The 15,725-nt window shown below is 38.6% G+C and carries 17 protein-coding genes and 4 pseudogenes; 12 read left to right on the forward strand and 9 right to left on the reverse strand.

Annotation, left to right across the window (positions count from 1 at the left end; translation table 11 throughout):
• Positions 1-2: 2 nt before the first annotated feature.
• The 5 genes from R3X26_RS16560 to R3X26_RS16580 all read left to right on the forward strand — a co-directional run bounded on the left by R3X26_RS16560 (position 3) and on the right by R3X26_RS16580 (position 4,087).
• A complete protein-coding gene (locus R3X26_RS16560) occupies positions 3-1,262 on the forward strand; it encodes an L-rhamnose isomerase (protein WP_317718443.1) in 1,260 nt (419 codons plus the stop codon).
• A 77-nt stretch (positions 1,263-1,339) separates the two neighbouring features.
• Positions 1,340-2,140, forward strand: coding sequence for a rhamnulose-1-phosphate aldolase (gene rhaD, locus R3X26_RS16565; RefSeq protein ID WP_317718444.1), 801 nt, complete (start codon positions 1,340-1,342; stop codon positions 2,138-2,140).
• Positions 2,141-2,150: 10 nt separating this feature from the next.
• Positions 2,151-3,293 (forward strand): iron-containing alcohol dehydrogenase, encoded by a 1,143-nt coding sequence (locus R3X26_RS16570; RefSeq protein ID WP_317718445.1) that lies wholly within the window; start codon positions 2,151-2,153, stop codon positions 3,291-3,293.
• Between the two features lie 280 nt (positions 3,294-3,573).
• A complete protein-coding gene (locus R3X26_RS16575; protein ID WP_317718446.1) occupies positions 3,574-3,813 on the forward strand; it encodes a CopG family ribbon-helix-helix protein in 240 nt (79 codons plus the stop codon).
• A complete protein-coding gene (locus R3X26_RS16580; protein WP_317718447.1) occupies positions 3,803-4,087 on the forward strand; it encodes a type II toxin-antitoxin system RelE/ParE family toxin in 285 nt (94 codons plus the stop codon). The genes R3X26_RS16575 and R3X26_RS16580 overlap by 11 nt, the downstream gene beginning before the upstream one ends.
• Before the next feature lie 88 nt (positions 4,088-4,175).
• Here R3X26_RS16580 and map read toward each other — a convergent pair whose 3' ends face one another.
• The 4 genes and pseudogenes from map to tnpA all read right to left on the reverse strand — a co-directional run.
• A complete protein-coding gene (map, locus tag R3X26_RS16585; RefSeq protein WP_317718448.1) occupies positions 4,176-4,961 on the reverse strand; it encodes a type I methionyl aminopeptidase in 786 nt (261 codons plus the stop codon).
• Positions 4,954-5,178, reverse strand: a complete 225-nt coding sequence (locus R3X26_RS16590; RefSeq protein ID WP_317718449.1) for a ParD-like family protein — start codon at positions 5,176-5,178, stop codon at positions 4,954-4,956. Before R3X26_RS16590 ends, map begins: the two co-directional genes overlap by 8 nt.
• A gap of 359 nt (positions 5,179-5,537) precedes the next feature.
• Positions 5,538-5,807 (reverse strand): helix-turn-helix domain-containing protein, encoded by a 270-nt coding sequence (locus R3X26_RS16595; protein WP_317718450.1) that lies wholly within the window; start codon positions 5,805-5,807, stop codon positions 5,538-5,540.
• 249 nt (positions 5,808-6,056) lie between these two features.
• Positions 6,057-6,356, reverse strand: a pseudogene (gene tnpA, locus R3X26_RS16600) (IS200/IS605 family transposase); the annotation flags it as partial.
• A gap of 80 nt (positions 6,357-6,436) precedes the next feature.
• On the opposite strand from tnpA, the gene R3X26_RS16605 reads away from it, so the two are divergent.
• Positions 6,437-7,645 carry a MalY/PatB family protein gene (locus tag R3X26_RS16605; RefSeq protein ID WP_317718451.1) on the forward strand — a complete coding sequence of 403 codons (1,209 nt, stop codon included), beginning with the start codon at positions 6,437-6,439 and terminating at the stop codon, positions 7,643-7,645.
• Between the two features lie 46 nt (positions 7,646-7,691).
• On the opposite strand, the pseudogene R3X26_RS16610 reads toward R3X26_RS16605, so the two are convergent.
• From R3X26_RS16610 to R3X26_RS16620, 3 genes and pseudogenes are all read right to left on the reverse strand, one after another.
• Positions 7,692-7,886: pseudogene (locus R3X26_RS16610) on the reverse strand (transposase domain-containing protein); the annotation flags it as partial.
• 122 nt (positions 7,887-8,008) lie between these two features.
• A protein-coding gene (locus tag R3X26_RS16615; protein ID WP_317718452.1) for an IS3 family transposase occupies positions 8,009-9,165 on the reverse strand; the annotation gives its coding sequence in 2 pieces (ribosomal slippage) (positions 8,009-8,904 and positions 8,904-9,165; 1,158 coding nt in all).
• Between the two features lie 33 nt (positions 9,166-9,198).
• Positions 9,199-10,401: a YbfB/YjiJ family MFS transporter gene (locus R3X26_RS16620; RefSeq protein ID WP_317718453.1), complete on the reverse strand. Its 1,203-nt coding sequence runs from the start codon at positions 10,399-10,401 to the stop codon at positions 9,199-9,201.
• A gap of 102 nt (positions 10,402-10,503) precedes the next feature.
• On the opposite strand from R3X26_RS16620, the gene R3X26_RS16625 reads away from it, so the two are divergent.
• Complete coding sequence (locus tag R3X26_RS16625; protein WP_317718454.1) at positions 10,504-11,343, forward strand: LysR family transcriptional regulator; 840 nt, start codon at positions 10,504-10,506, stop codon at positions 11,341-11,343.
• 279 nt (positions 11,344-11,622) lie between these two features.
• Here the strand turns inward: R3X26_RS16625 and R3X26_RS16630 are convergent, their stop codons facing one another.
• Complete coding sequence (locus R3X26_RS16630; RefSeq protein WP_317718455.1) at positions 11,623-11,772, reverse strand: DUF6444 domain-containing protein; 150 nt, start codon at positions 11,770-11,772, stop codon at positions 11,623-11,625.
• A gap of 563 nt (positions 11,773-12,335) precedes the next feature.
• Here R3X26_RS16630 and R3X26_RS16635 point away from each other — a divergent pair.
• The 4 genes and pseudogenes from R3X26_RS16635 to R3X26_RS16650 all read left to right on the forward strand — a co-directional run.
• Entirely contained in the window at positions 12,336-12,956 is a 621-nt protein-coding gene (locus R3X26_RS16635; protein WP_317718457.1) for a DUF4326 domain-containing protein, read from the forward strand.
• Positions 12,957-13,557: 601 nt separating this feature from the next.
• Positions 13,558-13,791 (forward strand): 2-thiouracil desulfurase family protein, encoded by a 234-nt coding sequence (locus R3X26_RS16640; protein ID WP_317718458.1) that lies wholly within the window; start codon positions 13,558-13,560, stop codon positions 13,789-13,791.
• A 99-nt stretch (positions 13,792-13,890) separates the two neighbouring features.
• On the forward strand, positions 13,891-14,472 hold the full coding sequence (locus R3X26_RS16645) for a cytochrome b (RefSeq protein WP_317718459.1): 582 nt from the start codon (positions 13,891-13,893) through the stop codon (positions 14,470-14,472).
• Positions 14,473-14,676: 204 nt separating this feature from the next.
• Positions 14,677-14,754 (forward strand): annotated as a pseudogene (locus R3X26_RS16650) (integrase); the annotation flags it as partial.
• Here R3X26_RS16650 and R3X26_RS16655 read toward each other — a convergent pair.
• Positions 14,747-15,403, reverse strand: coding sequence for a transposase (locus tag R3X26_RS16655; RefSeq protein WP_317718460.1), 657 nt, complete (start codon positions 15,401-15,403; stop codon positions 14,747-14,749). The pseudogene R3X26_RS16650 and the gene R3X26_RS16655 sit on opposite strands and share 8 nt — an antisense overlap.
• A gap of 130 nt (positions 15,404-15,533) precedes the next feature.
• Here R3X26_RS16655 and R3X26_RS16660 point away from each other — a divergent pair.
• Positions 15,534-15,695, forward strand: a pseudogene (locus R3X26_RS16660) (integrase); the annotation flags it as partial.
• Between the last annotated feature and the right edge of the window lie 30 nt (positions 15,696-15,725).

The following is a 15,725-nucleotide window of genomic DNA, read 5'->3' on the forward strand; positions in this document are numbered from 1 at the left end:
CAATGAACAAAGAGCAGATAATTTCAGCTTATGAACAAGCAAAAGAGACGTTCAAAAAATATGGTGTTGATACCGATGAGGCACTAGAACGACTAAATAACACCCCAATATCTATGCATTGCTGGCAAGGTGATGATGTTCGCGGTTTTGAATCTCCTGATACAGCGCTAAGTGGTGGTATTCAAGCTACAGGTAACTATCCAGGGGCGGCGAAAACGCCAGAACAGTTACGAGCAGATATGGAAAAAGCCTTTTCTTTAATTCCTGGTAAGAAGCGTGTAAACCTACATGCTATCTATATCGATGCCGATGAGTATGTAGAGCGTGATCAGATACAACCTAAGCACTTTACCCGTTGGGTTGAATGGGCAAAAGAGAAAGATTTAGGTTTAGATTTTAACCCAACATTGTTCTCACACCCTAACGCAGATGATGGTTTGACATTATCTCATCCTAATGAAGAAATACGTCAATTTTGGATCGACCACGTAAAAGCTAGCCGTAAGATTTCTGAATATTTTGGTCGAGAACTCGGCTCTGCGTCATTCATGAATATTTGGATTCCAGATGGTATGAAAGATCAGCCAATTGATCGTTTGTCACCTCGTGCTCGTTTAGCTGATTCTCTGGACAAAGCACTTGCTGAGAAAATAGACCCGGCGTTTCATAAAGATGCAGTGGAAAGTAAATTGTTCGGTATTGGTGCGGAAGCATATACAGTTGGCAGCAATGAGTTTTATTTAGCATATGCAGCAACTCGCGGTACTGCATTATGTTTGGATGCTGGCCATTTTCATCCGACGGAAGTTATTAGTGACAAAATCAGTGCATGTTCATTGTATGTGAATGACCTACAATTGCACGTCACTCGCCCAGTTCGATGGGATTCAGATCATGTTGTTTCTTTCGATGATGAAACTCAGGCAATTATGCGTGAAATAGTTCGTAACAATCTGTTGAATCGTGTCGCTATTGGCTTAGATTTCTTCGATGCATCAATCAATCGTGTCGCTGCTTGGGTTATCGGTACTCGCAATGCACAAAAAGCACTTCTTAAAGCTTTGTTAGAACCCGTAGAACAATTAAAAGAAGCCGAAACGTCATTTGACTACACTACTCGTCTAGGCTTAATTGAAGAAACACATTCTTTGCCATGGGCTGCAGTTTGGAACTATCAGTGTTTGCAAAATGAAGTTCCAGTCGGATTTGATTGGATCAATGACTTGAAAGAGTACGAAGCAACAATTCTGAAAACCCGCTAATTAAACTCGTTCCACAGTTCACAAGTCAGATTATGTATCTGGCTTGTTTGGTTAAGTAGATATCAAAAGGCAAAACTATGATTCAATTAAACGATGCGGTCATGCGTGAAATAGAGAAAGTAAGTGAAGTATCCCAATATCTTTGGCAACGGGAATGGGCAGAACGAAATGGAGGTAACATTTCTGTTGATGTGACAGATTTATTTGACGAAATACCTAAAATTGGTATTTCAGAAAAAAAACTGTCACTACAGTTACCATTAGAAAGTGCTAACCGGATTTATTATGTAAAAGGAACTGGCCAGCGTATTCGTGAATTACGTGATCCAGATTATGCAGGCTGTGTTCTTAAAATTAATTCAACGGCTAATGGCTACCAAATTTTATGGGGGGGTAAAGCAAGTGATGATTTCGCTCCAACTTCTGAATTCATCAGTCATATTAAAATATTAGTAGATAAACACAAAATTGGGTCTGACCATAAGTCGGTTGTTCATACGCATCCATTAGAATTGATTGCTCTTTCTCATCATCCAGAGATATCTAAAAGTAGTGACATGTTCACACATACTTGTTGGAAAATGCTACCCGAAGTACGAGCATTTGTACCACGTGGTATTGGTATGATCCCATACTGCCTGCCTTCTTCAGAAGAGATGGCTGATGGTACAACAGCTGCACTATCCGATCACGACGTTGCTATTTGGGAAAAACATGGTGCAACAGCCTCTGGAGCAGATGTACTACAAGCATTCGACTATATTGATGTTGCAAATAAAGGTGCCAAGTTATATTTGATGTGTATATCTGCTGGTTATGAGCCTGAAGGTGTGACGAAAGAAAATATGGCAATATTGAAACAAGAATTTAACCTATAAGGCCTAGACTATGAGTGTGTTTAAATTAGCTTTTCCAAAAATTAATTATTCAGGTGTTGGGGCAATTGAAACTTTGATTGAGCGTCTATCTGATGAACATAGTAATGAAAAAGGCATCCTTATTTGCGATCCCACATTGGTAGATCTTGGTTTTGCTGATCAATTACTCGACAGTGAACTTGACTTAGTTCTGTTTAAAGATGTGCGTCCTAATCCAGATACAAATACAGTGAATACTGCGTATGAGGTGTATTGTCGTTCAGATGCTCAGTACATCATTGGCTTTGGTGGTGGTAGCTCTATTGATACAGCAAAAGCGATTAAAATTTTATCCGCTAATGATGGCCCCATAGCTATTTATAACGGTGTCGAAAAAGTCAGACTTCTTGGTGCTCCAATGTATGCTATCAATACAACGGCAGGAACTGCGGCAGAAGTTACGAGTAATGCAGTAATTACTGATACAGACACGCATGTAAAGCACGTAATTATATCAGACAAAATTATACCAGACATATCCGTTAATGACCCTAGCGTAATGCTAGGTTTGCCTAGTAGTACAACAGCAGCGACAGGTATCGATGCTTTGACACATGCTGTAGAATCTTTTGTATCTGTTGGGGCTCACAAATTAACAAACTACATTTCTTTAGAAGCAATCAACACTATCGCACAGAGTTTACCATTAGCTGTTGATGATGGTTCTAATGTCGAGGCTCGCGAAATGATGGCATATGGTCAGTTTATAGCTGGCTTGTCATTCAATAATGCGGGACTTGGAATGGTTCACGCGATGGCGCATCCTGCCGGCGCTCACAAAGATCTGCCTCATGGTGTATGTAACGCAATATTATTACCAATTGTAAGTGAATTTAACCGCCCATATTGTGTAGAAAAATTTGCGCAGATCGCTAAAGCACTTGGAACCGATACGTCAAATATGACTGTAGAGCAAGCTAGCCTCGCCGCGATCGATGGACTCAATTCACTTAACCGCCGTGTTGGTATTCCGGAAGGCTTTGGCCAATTAGGTGTAACTAAAGCAGATATTCAAAACTGGGTGGACGATGCTATGGCTGACCCTTGTGCTGGAGGTAATCCACATCCAATGAGTCGCGAACAAATCATTGAACTATATGAAAGTGCTCTTTAGATTTAATAGGGTTATTCTGTCTGCGCCTCATGTAACACTGAGGCGTTATTAGAGAATATTTTCTGCCCTATGGCCCCTTGTGTCAGACTCTGTCTCTTGCTCCCCTTGTATCAGACTACTTGTTGCCTCTAATTTTCATTAGAGGCTGCTATGGTCGGAGAATTTCGCAAGGTTTGTTAAAAGCTCAATGGAATGAATATAAATAAGGTTGTATTTTATTTTATGATAAATGAGAGTTTTTGTATTACAATGTAATTAATGTAATACAAGGAAACTTACCATGCCATCTATGTCAGTCAGAATTCCTGAAGATATCGAACAAAAACTAACACTACTTGCAGAGTCCACGGGGCGAACAAAGTCATGGATTACCAACCAAGCAATTCAAGATTACTTAGTTCGTGAACTTTGGCAGATCAATGAAATCAAAGATGCATTGCATGAAGCCGACTCAGGACAGTTTGCTAATAAGGACGATGTACAAGACTCATTTTCTAAGTGGGGCGTAAATGCAGATTAAGTGGCTTAAAAAGGCCTTAATCAATTTAGAACAGTCCGCGGAGTATTTACACGAACATCATCCACAATCATCACGTGAATTTGTTCAAGAAGTCTATGATTTAACAAACCTTCTAAAAACCAACCCTGCAATCGGTCGCCCAGGCCGAATATTTGGAACAAGAGAGCTTGTTCTAAATAAGTTTCCTTACCTAATACCTTATCGAGTTAAAGATAACTGCATTGAGATTTTAAGAGGATTTCCTACTCGCATGTCTAAACCAGGATTTTGGTAGGAATATTGACGTAAATAACGGAAAACGCCTCCTTGTGCAGCGAAGCTGTTAGGGCGGGGAGTGTCAGCGAAAGTTTCACGGTCAACCATTACATCGTTGGCAGGCTCTCGCCTTCTCTCAGCGTGAGAACCTCATAACCTGTACGAGTGACCAATACTGTATGTTCCGATTGTGCAGAGAGTTTTTTATCTCTAGTAACGACCGTCCAACCATCTTTTTTGGTTTTTATCTTCGCGCGACCTTGATTCACCATTGGTTCAATAGTGAATATCATTCCCTCTTTTAATGTGAGTCCACTATTTGGATGACCGTAATGGAGCACCTGTGGTTCTTCATGCATTTCACGACCTATTCCATGTCCACAATACTCTCTTACAATACTGTATCCATGGGATTCTGCATATCTTTGTATTGCATGACCAATGTCACCAAGTCTTGCTCCAGGTTTTACGTTCTTAATACCTTCCCACATAGCGTTATAAGTTGTTTTTACTAATTGAATAGCAAGCGGCGAGGCTGAAGGCATGACATACATTTTGCTTGAATCTGCAATGAATCCGTTCTTTTCTAGAGTAATATCTAGGTTGATAATGTCAGCATTTTTTAAAATCTCAGCCTGTTTAGGTACTCCGTGGCACACTACTTCATTTATCGATGAATTTAATACATATTGATAATCATACTGTCCTTTGCTTGCAGGACGAGCGTTGAGTTCATTAACAATATACTGTTCAACTTTATTATTAATTTCCATCGTAGAGATGCCTGGTTGGACGTATTCGTCAAGCATCTTAAAAACCTGCGCAAGTAACTTACCTGATTCTCGCATCAAAGAGATATCTTCTTCGGATTTAATCATGACCTGACTATGCATCAGAGTGCTCTTCAGATGCTGGAATATTTGAGGCCGAAACATTCGCAGATTGCATGAGTTTCGTCATGATTTGATTAAATGAAAGCTGAGGATGTAGCTCGGCTAACATACCCATTTTGATCCAAAACTCTGCTTGCGAATTGATTGAACGTGACATGACCGAACTTGCTTTACGAAGTTCTTCATGCAGCTCTTCTGAGATTTTAACAATACCCATTAATATATACTTTACATACAAAACGTATACGTATTGTATTGTCAAGGCGCTATCGTGTCAAATATGGTAACACTGCTGGCCACTAAAATACTTAATTCCTAAATATAATTCTACCGTCCCGTTAAGCACAATTTTTTCTAACTCTGCAAAGTGATTAACATCTCGTTCCCGTGAACTACCCAGAGTTCTACGGGGAGAGCTTTAACGAGCAGTCTGAGTTAAATAAACTTTACTTTCAAACTTTGCTGGAAGAGGAAAGTGAGAGAAGAGTAATGATCGGTGCTTTCAATCCATTTTGAGAGTATGTTATTGCTTGCACGTGCAATGGTTTGGTAACCAATGTGGCAGACCAACAATCTCTAGTAACAACTAAAGCACGCGGGTTTCCAAGATAACAGATCTTTAGATTTGAACTGCGATGCTTTTTGATCAATAGTGGTATAAGTGTTAATCGGATAATACTCACGCGTAAAAGTACGATAATACTTTTCTTCGTCTATTTTGGTATTCCAAATGTTACGCGCACAGTCTGTCCACAGACGTAATACTAGTTTTTGATTAGATGTAGGGTTAACACGTAGCTTGATGCAATTGAGCACGATCTCGTTCACTAATTGGTTTCTATTCACCCTAAAGTGGTTGTATCGAATTTGGTTAACGAACTAAAAGAAAAATTGTCATATATACTAAGACGGGAATATTGGGACGCATAAAGACAACTTTTGGGGGCGATCATTTTTGGCCGCGTAGTTATTGTGTCATGTGATGTTGCGAGTTTGGGCGTTGTTAAGCAGTACATTGAAAACTCAAAAACACCATGAAATGAAAGAGGCATAAAAATCTCACGCGCTTTAAGTCAGTGCAAAGTTCGTAGAACTTTAATCTGGTGTTGATTGGCTTTCGACACATGCCTTGAGTGTTTTGATTATTGTCCCTTCTTCTGTACAAGCAAAGTAAGAACGTGACCACAGAGCCGCACTTTTGATTTGTCTTGTAAGATGTGTATTCTGCAATATCAGTATTCTTGATGAAATAGACTTAAGGTTGTTGACCATTACACTCACTGACAATTTTGGTGGGTACGCTATCAGTAAGTGAACATGATCCTGTTCACCGTTCATCTCAATCAATTCACACTCAAGCTCTACATAAGCCGATTCAAAAGCGATGCTCAAACGGATATGTGTCTTATCTCACCGTCTTTCTCGGACGATGGTTTACGACTCAAATGTTAAATTATTAAATGGAGATATAATATATGCATGATTTTGACGAACTGATTGATCGTAAGAACACCAACAGCATGAAGTGGTTAAAACCGATTACCAATATTGAATGCTCGCAAGAGATAATTCCTATGTGGGTGGCTGATATGGACTTTAGAGTTGCTCAACCTATTATAAATGCAATTCAAAAGGTTACTGAAATTGGTATTTTTGGGTACGCAACAGTTAATGATAGTTGTAAGGATGCAATTATTCAGTGGCAAGAAAATAAATATAATTGGTCACCAGAAAAAGAGTGGATAGTTCATACTCCTGGTGTTGTTACTGCGTTAAATTTAGCCATCCAAGCGTATACTACCGAAAAAGATGAGGTTCTTATTCAAACACCGGTTTATATTCATTTCCATCAAGATGTAGAAACTAATAGAAGGAAAGTAATTGAAGCTCCGCTTAAATTGGTTGGAAATCGTTACATCTATGATGCAGAACAATTTGAAGCCGCCATTACACCTAATACCAAATTATTCATATTGAGTAATCCTCATAATCCGACGGGTAACGTTTGGAGCGATGAAGAATTAAATAGCATGGTTGAAATATGTGTTAAGCATCATATTATTATTGTTTCAGATGAAATTCACCAAGATCTTGTTTTGTCTTCAGATAAAACACACACAACTATTTTTAACTCCCATCCAGAAGCAAAAAACATCAGTTTGGTTTGTACTTCGCCAAGTAAAACATTCAATATCGCTGGATTACAAATATCAAATATTTTTATAGCTAACCATAACTTGAGAGAAAAATTTCAAACCAAGAGTAAAGAAAATGGTATTTACCTTCTAAATAACTTTGCTGGTGTAGCTTGTGAAGCGGCATATCGAGAGTGTGATATGTGGTTAGACAATGTCAAAACCTATATAATTAAAAATAAAACAGTATTATCTAATACACTCAAAGAGACCTCCTTACCAATAAAAATGATTGAATCTGATGCTACCTATTTAATATGGTTAGATTGCCGTGAGCTTGGTATGGATAATGATGAACTACACCAGTTTTTTTTAATTCAAGCAGGAGTATGGTTAGATGAAGGAAAGAAATTTAGTGAGTTAGGGAATGGTTTTATGAGGATAAATTTAGCGTGTCCTACATCCCGTTTACAAGATGCTCTAGCGCGAATTATCAACGCATTACAGTCATTACCTACACGACCAGAAGCAGAATTAACTGTCAATTAATCCACGATATAATGTATCCGCCCCACGAACCTACGGGGCGAGATAATTAGTGTTTGAAGTTCCAAGGTAATAGCGAGTCGATATCAGGATCTGGTTTCGCTAACTCTTTCATGCATTTGAGCAGGTAATCATAGAGGATAAGACCGTTCGCTTTTGCTGTTTCGATGATGCCGTAAAGAATGGCACTCGCTTGTGCACCGTTGGCGTTATTTGAGAACAACCAGTTTTTTCTGCCAATCACAGGGCGCAATCGAAACACTTAAGGCATATGTCGAAAGCCAATCAACACCAGAGTAAAGTTCTACGAACTTTACGGCGAAATTGCTAACTTGTTTGTAATGATCCACTAATACTGGAAAGTTTTTAAGCCGCTTTTTTCATCTGAACATATTGTTCATGCGGAGTAATATAGTTTAATCCGCTGTGTCGTCGTTTGTAATTGTAAAAAGCAATATAACTCTCTACTTCAGATATTACTGCTTGGTGATTGATAAAACTCAGCATATTTAAATGCTCCGACTTTAATGTTCTAAAGAAACGCTCCATGACTGAGTTATCCCAACAATTGCCCCTTCGACTCATACTTTGCTTTATATTTAAAGCACTTAGACGATTTCTATAAGCATGGGAACTATAGTGGCATCCTTGATCGGAATGAGCCATTAATTGAGTTGTATTTGGCTTTTTCCTGATAATCGCCTCATCCAATGCCGCAAGGGTTAGTTTAGTATCAGGTGAGCGAGATAACGCATATCCTACGACTTCTTTTGTTGCTAGATCGATTACGCACGCCAGATAACTCCACCCTTGATGTGAGCGGATAAAAGTCACATCAGTGACCCAATGGGTATTGTAAGTATCTGGATTAAATTGACGATTTAGCAGGTTGGGTGCGTATCTTTTTTCTCCCCCTGCATCAGGATAATAATGTTTCTTTTTCGGATAACGAACATAAATATTTTGCTCTTTCATTAACTTAGCAACCTTATACAGGCTTACTGTGACCCCTTTGCTTACAAGTTCTTCCCTAATTCTACGTTTACCATAGGTGTGATTTGATTCACTTGATATTACTCGGATTTGATGACGAAGTTGAATATCACTCCGTTTATTTATCTTTCTGTAATAAAAATTGCTCAATGGCACTTTAAGTACTCGACACAACTCAGAGACAGTATAATTAGGATACGCTTTCTTCATTTGCCTGGCGGCATCTTGTTTTAGTTGTCTCGTATGAACAAAGCGCTGGCTTTTTTTAATATATCGATGTCTCTATTCGCTCTATCTAATTGTTTTTCCAGCTCTTGTATTCTTTGTTGTTCAGACGTTATGGCTTTCTGGTTTTGAGGGGTAATACCTTGCTTTTCGGCTTTATATTGTCTTTTCCATCTAACCACAGCAGAAGAACATGCCCCCGATATTTCTTGTATTTGTTGATTAGAATATCCATCTTCAACCATCATTTTTGCATATTCTAGTTTTTGTTGGTCGGAAATAATTACTCGTTCTTTTCGTTTCATAATTTGGCCTCATTTATCATATGATTATAAGGCTTAATTAGTCTCCAGGATAATCGTACCATTACAGTTCAAGGACTGATTCTCTACCTGTAACAATTTAAAGATAAAGATAGTTCCAGTCATCATTACACCAGCGGATAAATATAGACCAGAATCATAGTTACCGTAAGCTTCAACAAGATATCCGGTAGATACTGGTGCAATGATTTGAGCGACACCATATGATAAAGTCATTGTCCCCATAAACTTCGCCGGGTTACTCGGATAAAATTTGCCAACCATAGTCAATACTATGCTCACACAGGCTATGAAAGTGCCACCAAATAGTAATGCGCTCATTATTGCGATAAACAATGAGTCATTGATTGCAGGGAGAATAATCCCTATTGTTTGGATAATGTATGCAGCTAGTAAGGCCTTTAGATAACCTATCTTAAGCGTTATTTTATCCCATATCAAAGCCGCTGGCATGGCTGCAAAGCCGACCAACAGAAATGTAAGGCCACCTTGTCCCTGCAAACCTTCCACGTTCTCTACTATGTCTACAATAAAAGTAGAACTAACTGAGTATCCATAACCTGCACAAAAATAGGCTAACATCATTAGTACTTTAAAATTGTTGCTTGGAGGGGCATCTAAAATTGGTTTTATAATTCGTCTATCGTTACAAGGATGTGGGATCCACAGCCAAGCTGGGATAGTAAATATGATAGCTATTGCGGCTAACGATAACCATTGTTGTTGCCAGTTAGTTGACAAAGCTAGTAAGGCTTCAACTAGCAAAGTGGTCACAATGATACTTATGCCGACCCCGGCAAAATGAATGCCTAATTTAGCTTGAAATCCCTTATTGACCAACCACTTTAAGATTAGGCCTGAGGCGATAATAAACCCACCAGATGCACACGCGCCAGCTATAAAACGAAATAGAGCCCAGACAATAATATCTGTAGTTATCACCATGGCGAAAGATGTGACGACACTTAATACTAAGTAAGCTCTGAGTAAATTATATTTATAACTTAAGTTATGCATTTTGGATGCTAATAAAACGCCCGTCATATAACCCATAAAATTAGATGTAGCCAACCATCCTCCACCTATTTCAGTTAACCCTGCGCCATCTTGCATTATTGGCAATAACAAACTATAGGAGAACCTAGCGACACCAACCGTTACGATTAAACTGCAAATTCCAGCAAAATATACTCGGCTTTTTGTTAGTTGAGATAACATCTCGTATTCTCTTCGGATAAATAATATTAACAAGGCTACATTAAGCTGTTAGTCTCAAATATTGAATTATTTAGAATAAACCCTTCTTAAAAAGAGAACTATATGGAAATTTTAATATTGAAGACGTTCAAAACTGTTGTAGATGAAGGAAGTATTAGAAAAGCTGCTGAAGAGCTCCATACGGTGCAATCAAACATCACTAACCGAATCAAAAAATTAGAAAGAGAATTGGATACAAAGTTATTTAATTTAATTGGAAGGAATTTACAGTTAACACAGAATGGCCAAAAACTGTATCAATACGCTAATCAGATCTTACTTTTAGAATCTCAAGCAAAATCCGCAATTTTACATAATAAGAGTTATGAACTCAGGATAGGTATGCCAGAGACGTTTGCAGCGGTTCATATGCCTCTAGCATTAAAACAACTCAAGCAAAATTATCCACTTATTCGTCCTAAAATTTATACCGATACCAGTGAGCGATTAGTAAGTTCTGTTTTAAATAATAAAGTGGATTGCGCTGCTATTGGTAATGCGCCTGAGCATGATGGTTTGAATGTTATACCAATTGTACGAGAAGAGTTAATGATGGTAACACCCACTGGAAATGAGCACGATCCCGTTTTGTTTGTTCGTGATGAAGGTTGTGGTTACAGACAACATGCCTTGTTGTGGCAACAAAAATCGGGTAGAGGAGCTGATGAGTTAATGGTTATGAGTAGTGCTGATGGGATATTAGGCTGTATTTCTGCAGGTTTAGGTTACACCATTATTGGTAAGAATATGGTTGTTGATAGCCGTTACCATAAATCTATTGTTATGACACCCATCAGTCATGAACCGACACATGTTCAATTATCGATAGTTTATCGTAAAGATAGCCCATTGGAAGTAGGGATAAAAACACTTACGCAATTTCTGATTAATAAAGAATTATAAGAATTGACTCGAACACACCATCTTTCTGAAAGTAAGCAATGGTATAGACACAAGCTCATTCATTAATAATGCTACATTTTAAATATTCAGCTTATTACCTATTGGAATGACACAACTGCTGAAGTGACATGTCTTGTTTGGTAGGTATTGCTCAACCGAGACACTGTCTTCTCCAGGATCAAGCCGTTGGCGATGACTTTTATGACCCGGTTGAAATCCTTGCTTTTTTCCAAATTTCTTCCGATTATGTGAAGTATTCTTGGCTTTGTTATGCAAAGGCTATTGTGATGACGGCATAGAAGAATGTCGACTATTTTGATTTAACCGGTCGTCAAGTTCTGCCAGCTTATTCCATAAAAAATGGATGATATCTTTCGCTTTTTCAGGCGAATCGAAATCTGGCGGTGGAGGTAGTGTTTTCTTATTCATATCTTCAGATCGCCACCATAAAAAGATTATTCAAGTTGGATGTGGGATCAAATTGACCCGTCACAGAATTTTAGGATCAAGGCCTCGCGGCTGAATAGTTACGATTAGACAACTTGCACAAGTTGTGTTGCAAATTCATAACTGAAGACCAAGTTGTTTGTGTTGGGTCGCTACAGGTAAAGAACATGTTCCGTAATCCAATACTAGCAAAAAACATCGCTGATGCGAGTTGGAGGGAGTTCGTCCGCTAACTAAAATACAAAGCAGAATGAGCAGGACGTGCTTCTTCAGAGATAGATCGCTTCTTCCCTAGCTCAAAGCGCTGTAGTTATTGTGGTTTCGTACATGAATCAATGTCGTTGAATATTCGCGACTGGACTTATTCAGAATGCAATACGCACCACGCGACCGCGATATTAATGCAACCAAGAATATAGAAACCGTCGGACTGACGGGGGGAGAAATCAGGTCAAACTATCCCTACCAAAATTCTGGTTGAGACATTCGAGTATGGAATACTTTTAAATATCAATAATTTATTAAAAAATAAGGCATTTAAAATAATGAATAGTGTATTGGTTTTATACCCTAACGAATTTAATTGCCAGAGTAAGCTTACTCGTAAATTAGTGAAGATCACTAAAAATATGAGTGTTTATAATCTTGTTTCAATCGATGACGCTAAGGGATTGTTAATGCAGTATTCGCATGAATATGGAATCGATTTTACTTTATTAAAAGATACTGATTTCTCTAATATTGAGTTTACTCATGCGGTTGTGTTTGATGATGGTGAATCATTTACTAAAGAAATCCACGAGATAAGTGAGCTGGCGATACCACTGCGCTTGATTAAAATTGCGGTCACACGGGTTATTAACATTAAAAATGGAGTAGGTTATTCAGAACAGAAATCAACGCCTAACTATGAATATATTGGCCGAGGATCTTACTGGGGAAATCCGCATTCTATGTATGAAACGATGGAAGACAGTGAAGAAGACCCTAGAGATGCAGTCATACGTATGTATAAATATGATTTTGATTACAACAAATTCCTTAATATTGAGAAAAATAAAGTTTATGAATTGGCCGGTAAGCGCTTAGGTTGTTTTTGTAAGCCTTATGCTTGTCATGGTGACGTATTGGCCGACTTTCTCAATCAGTGGGACGACGGAGAGTAAGATAAAGATTTATGAGATATATACATACCTTACACTCATAAAAACGACAACTAAGAAGATTGTAGTGGGATTCATCTTATTCGTATCAGTTATAGCACTCGCAATTGGTGTGCTGACTTTTTATTCACCACAGTTAATGAAGTGGAGCGAGAAAAGAATATAGCCTTGAATTGACAACTTTAATACATGCCTATTTTTTGAATTGATATGCAAATGTGTGGCTTAACATTAGTTGAACGTAATGAATGATATTATCCATTTATAATCATAGGTGCATCATCGAAAGTGTTGCGGTTCTGATATTTGAAAGACCAGTAGTTATCCGTAGGGGAGGTTTTTTCCAAAGCTTGTAAAATGTTTTTGTCCAAAAATGAGTTGATTCACTAGTTCGGCTGAGAAGGTTCTGCCCTATTCAAACTTATCAGATAAAATAGGCATTTCCGTAATTAGGTCACATTTTGCAGTCTGGTGTCCTTTTATACAGCATAACGTATTGATTATCATTTGATCTAATATGAAAAGGCTGCATGATAGGAGTATGCACGGCGGCTAGAAGCCGTATAGAAAGCGTTAGCTATTTTTCCTACATAAAGGAGTTCCAGTGGTAAAAGTTCTCGTTAGTTCATGTTTGGTTGGAAACAACGTTAGATACAATGCGAGCTGTTTATCAATCCCAGAGTCTGAGTTGCTCTGGCTCAAGTCAAACGTAGAACTAGTGATTTTTTGTCCCGAAGTATCAGCAAGTTTACTTATTCCTAGAGCACCTGCTGAAATCATTACTGGGAAAGGTGGTGATGTGCTTGATGGCTTGGCAAACGTTGTCCCGAATTGTTGAGTTCACTGAACGTTTTAATCAGTGAGTTGTTGAACATAACAAAAATAGATTGGATAGAGGCTTGAACCTCGATTTAACATTATATGCTTGGAGTTATATATGATTAAAAATACATCTACAAATTATGGCAGTGTAGCCAAATGGTTCCATTGGTTGATCGCGCTTTGTTTCCTCGCCGCATATGTGATTATTTACTACAAAATATGGTTTTTGGATAAAGATGATGTACTATCTCGCCCTAGCCTAAATATTCATATTGCAATTGGATTTAGTGTGCTTTTATGGGCGACCTTACGATTAGGGTGGAGGTTTTTTAACGTTCAACCTGAAATGCCACCAATGCCAAAATTGCAGACAAAAAGTGCTCATTGGATGCATTGGATACTGTACTTCTTTATGTTTGCAATGCCAATTTCAGGTTGGTTTGGTTTCGGCGGTTCAATTGACTACGGAGTTTTCCAAGTACCGACATTTCGTGAAACAGGTTTAGGGGAGTGGATTTTGGCCTTGTTCAACACTGATTGGGATACTTGGGAAAAGAAGTGGGACTTTTTCCACAAAAATATCAGTGGTGCGTGGGTGCTTTGGATTTTGATTGCGTTTCATGCTGGGGCGGCCCTGTATCATCACTTCGTGCAAAAAGACGATACTCTCACGCGCATGTTGCCAAGCAAAAAGTAGATTAAATTTCAAGATGTTATCTTAATGATGCTTTTGATTATTGCTTAAATTAGCTTTAACGGATGAGTTGCTTCATTCATTAACAATACGATTTGCAATATCTTAGCTCATCCGTCAAATGCTAAATTAGTAAAACCACTGACTTATTAGTGTCCATTTCCTTCCAACTACAATCGTGATGACCAAATAAAGAAGGAGGTCATCATGGTGGTTTTCAACAAAACAAAACGAAGTGGCGTCAAAAAGCCTTTTCGGCTTGAGGGAATTTGGCGGATCATAACCTGAGATTTTTCTCCGCACGTTTTACAAATCGTGGGTTGGCTTCTTTCTTGCCATTCGACTGAATAGCAAAGTGTGACAATCCCAAATCAATACCCGTCACTTTATCGATTGAGTGAATCAAGCTAGGGGCTTCAATACCATCATCCACAAGGATGGACGCATAGAACTTGCCCGTTTTACTCAAACTGAGAGTCATACTTTTAACCTTACCTGTGATCTCACGATGAATGTTGGCATCAACAGGACTCATCTTGGGCAGCTTGATGGCGCCATCAAGAACCTTAACACCAACACAATGGTAGCTAGATTGCTTGCCGTGTCTACGTTTGAAGTTTGGGTATTTAGCGCTTAATTTGGGATGAAAGAAGTTATCAAAAGCAGTGTGTAGGTTAATGACAGATTGCGGCAAGGCAATCGAGTCATATTGTTTAAGCCAGTGGTATTTTCGTGATCTCTTGGCAACGGCAAGCAGTGGTTTTATGTCCTTTTTAGGGTTCAGTGTTACGCCATGTTTCCGGTACATATGAGACTTTACATGTAGAGCTTTATTATACGCAAAACGCACCGCGCCAAACTGAGCGATTAAAAATTCTGCTTGTTCTTGAGTTGGGTAAATACGTACTTTGGTTGCTCTTAACATTAAACTCATTAACTGTATAAATAACCAGTACTATACATCTCAGATATGCCCTGTCTATATTAAAGTGCTATCGCACTTTCGCCTTATATCCCCGCCCTCATTGGACGAGGGTTTACGGCGATATTGCTAACCTGTATGGCACTCAATGAGGCGAACCAAAGCGACATTAGTCTATGCAAAAACGAAAAATATTCGAGCGGTGCAGCTTTTACTGGGACATACAAAGGTAGATAACACGATTAGCTATCTTGGTGTTGAATTAGAAGACGCATTGTTACTTTCAGAGGGCACTGATTGTTAGTCGAAAGGAACCCTATTTTTTAGGGTTTCA

Origin of the sequence: Vibrio sp. TH_r3 (assembly GCF_033101115.1) — a bacterium.
Lineage (GTDB): Bacteria > Pseudomonadota > Gammaproteobacteria > Enterobacterales > Vibrionaceae > Vibrio.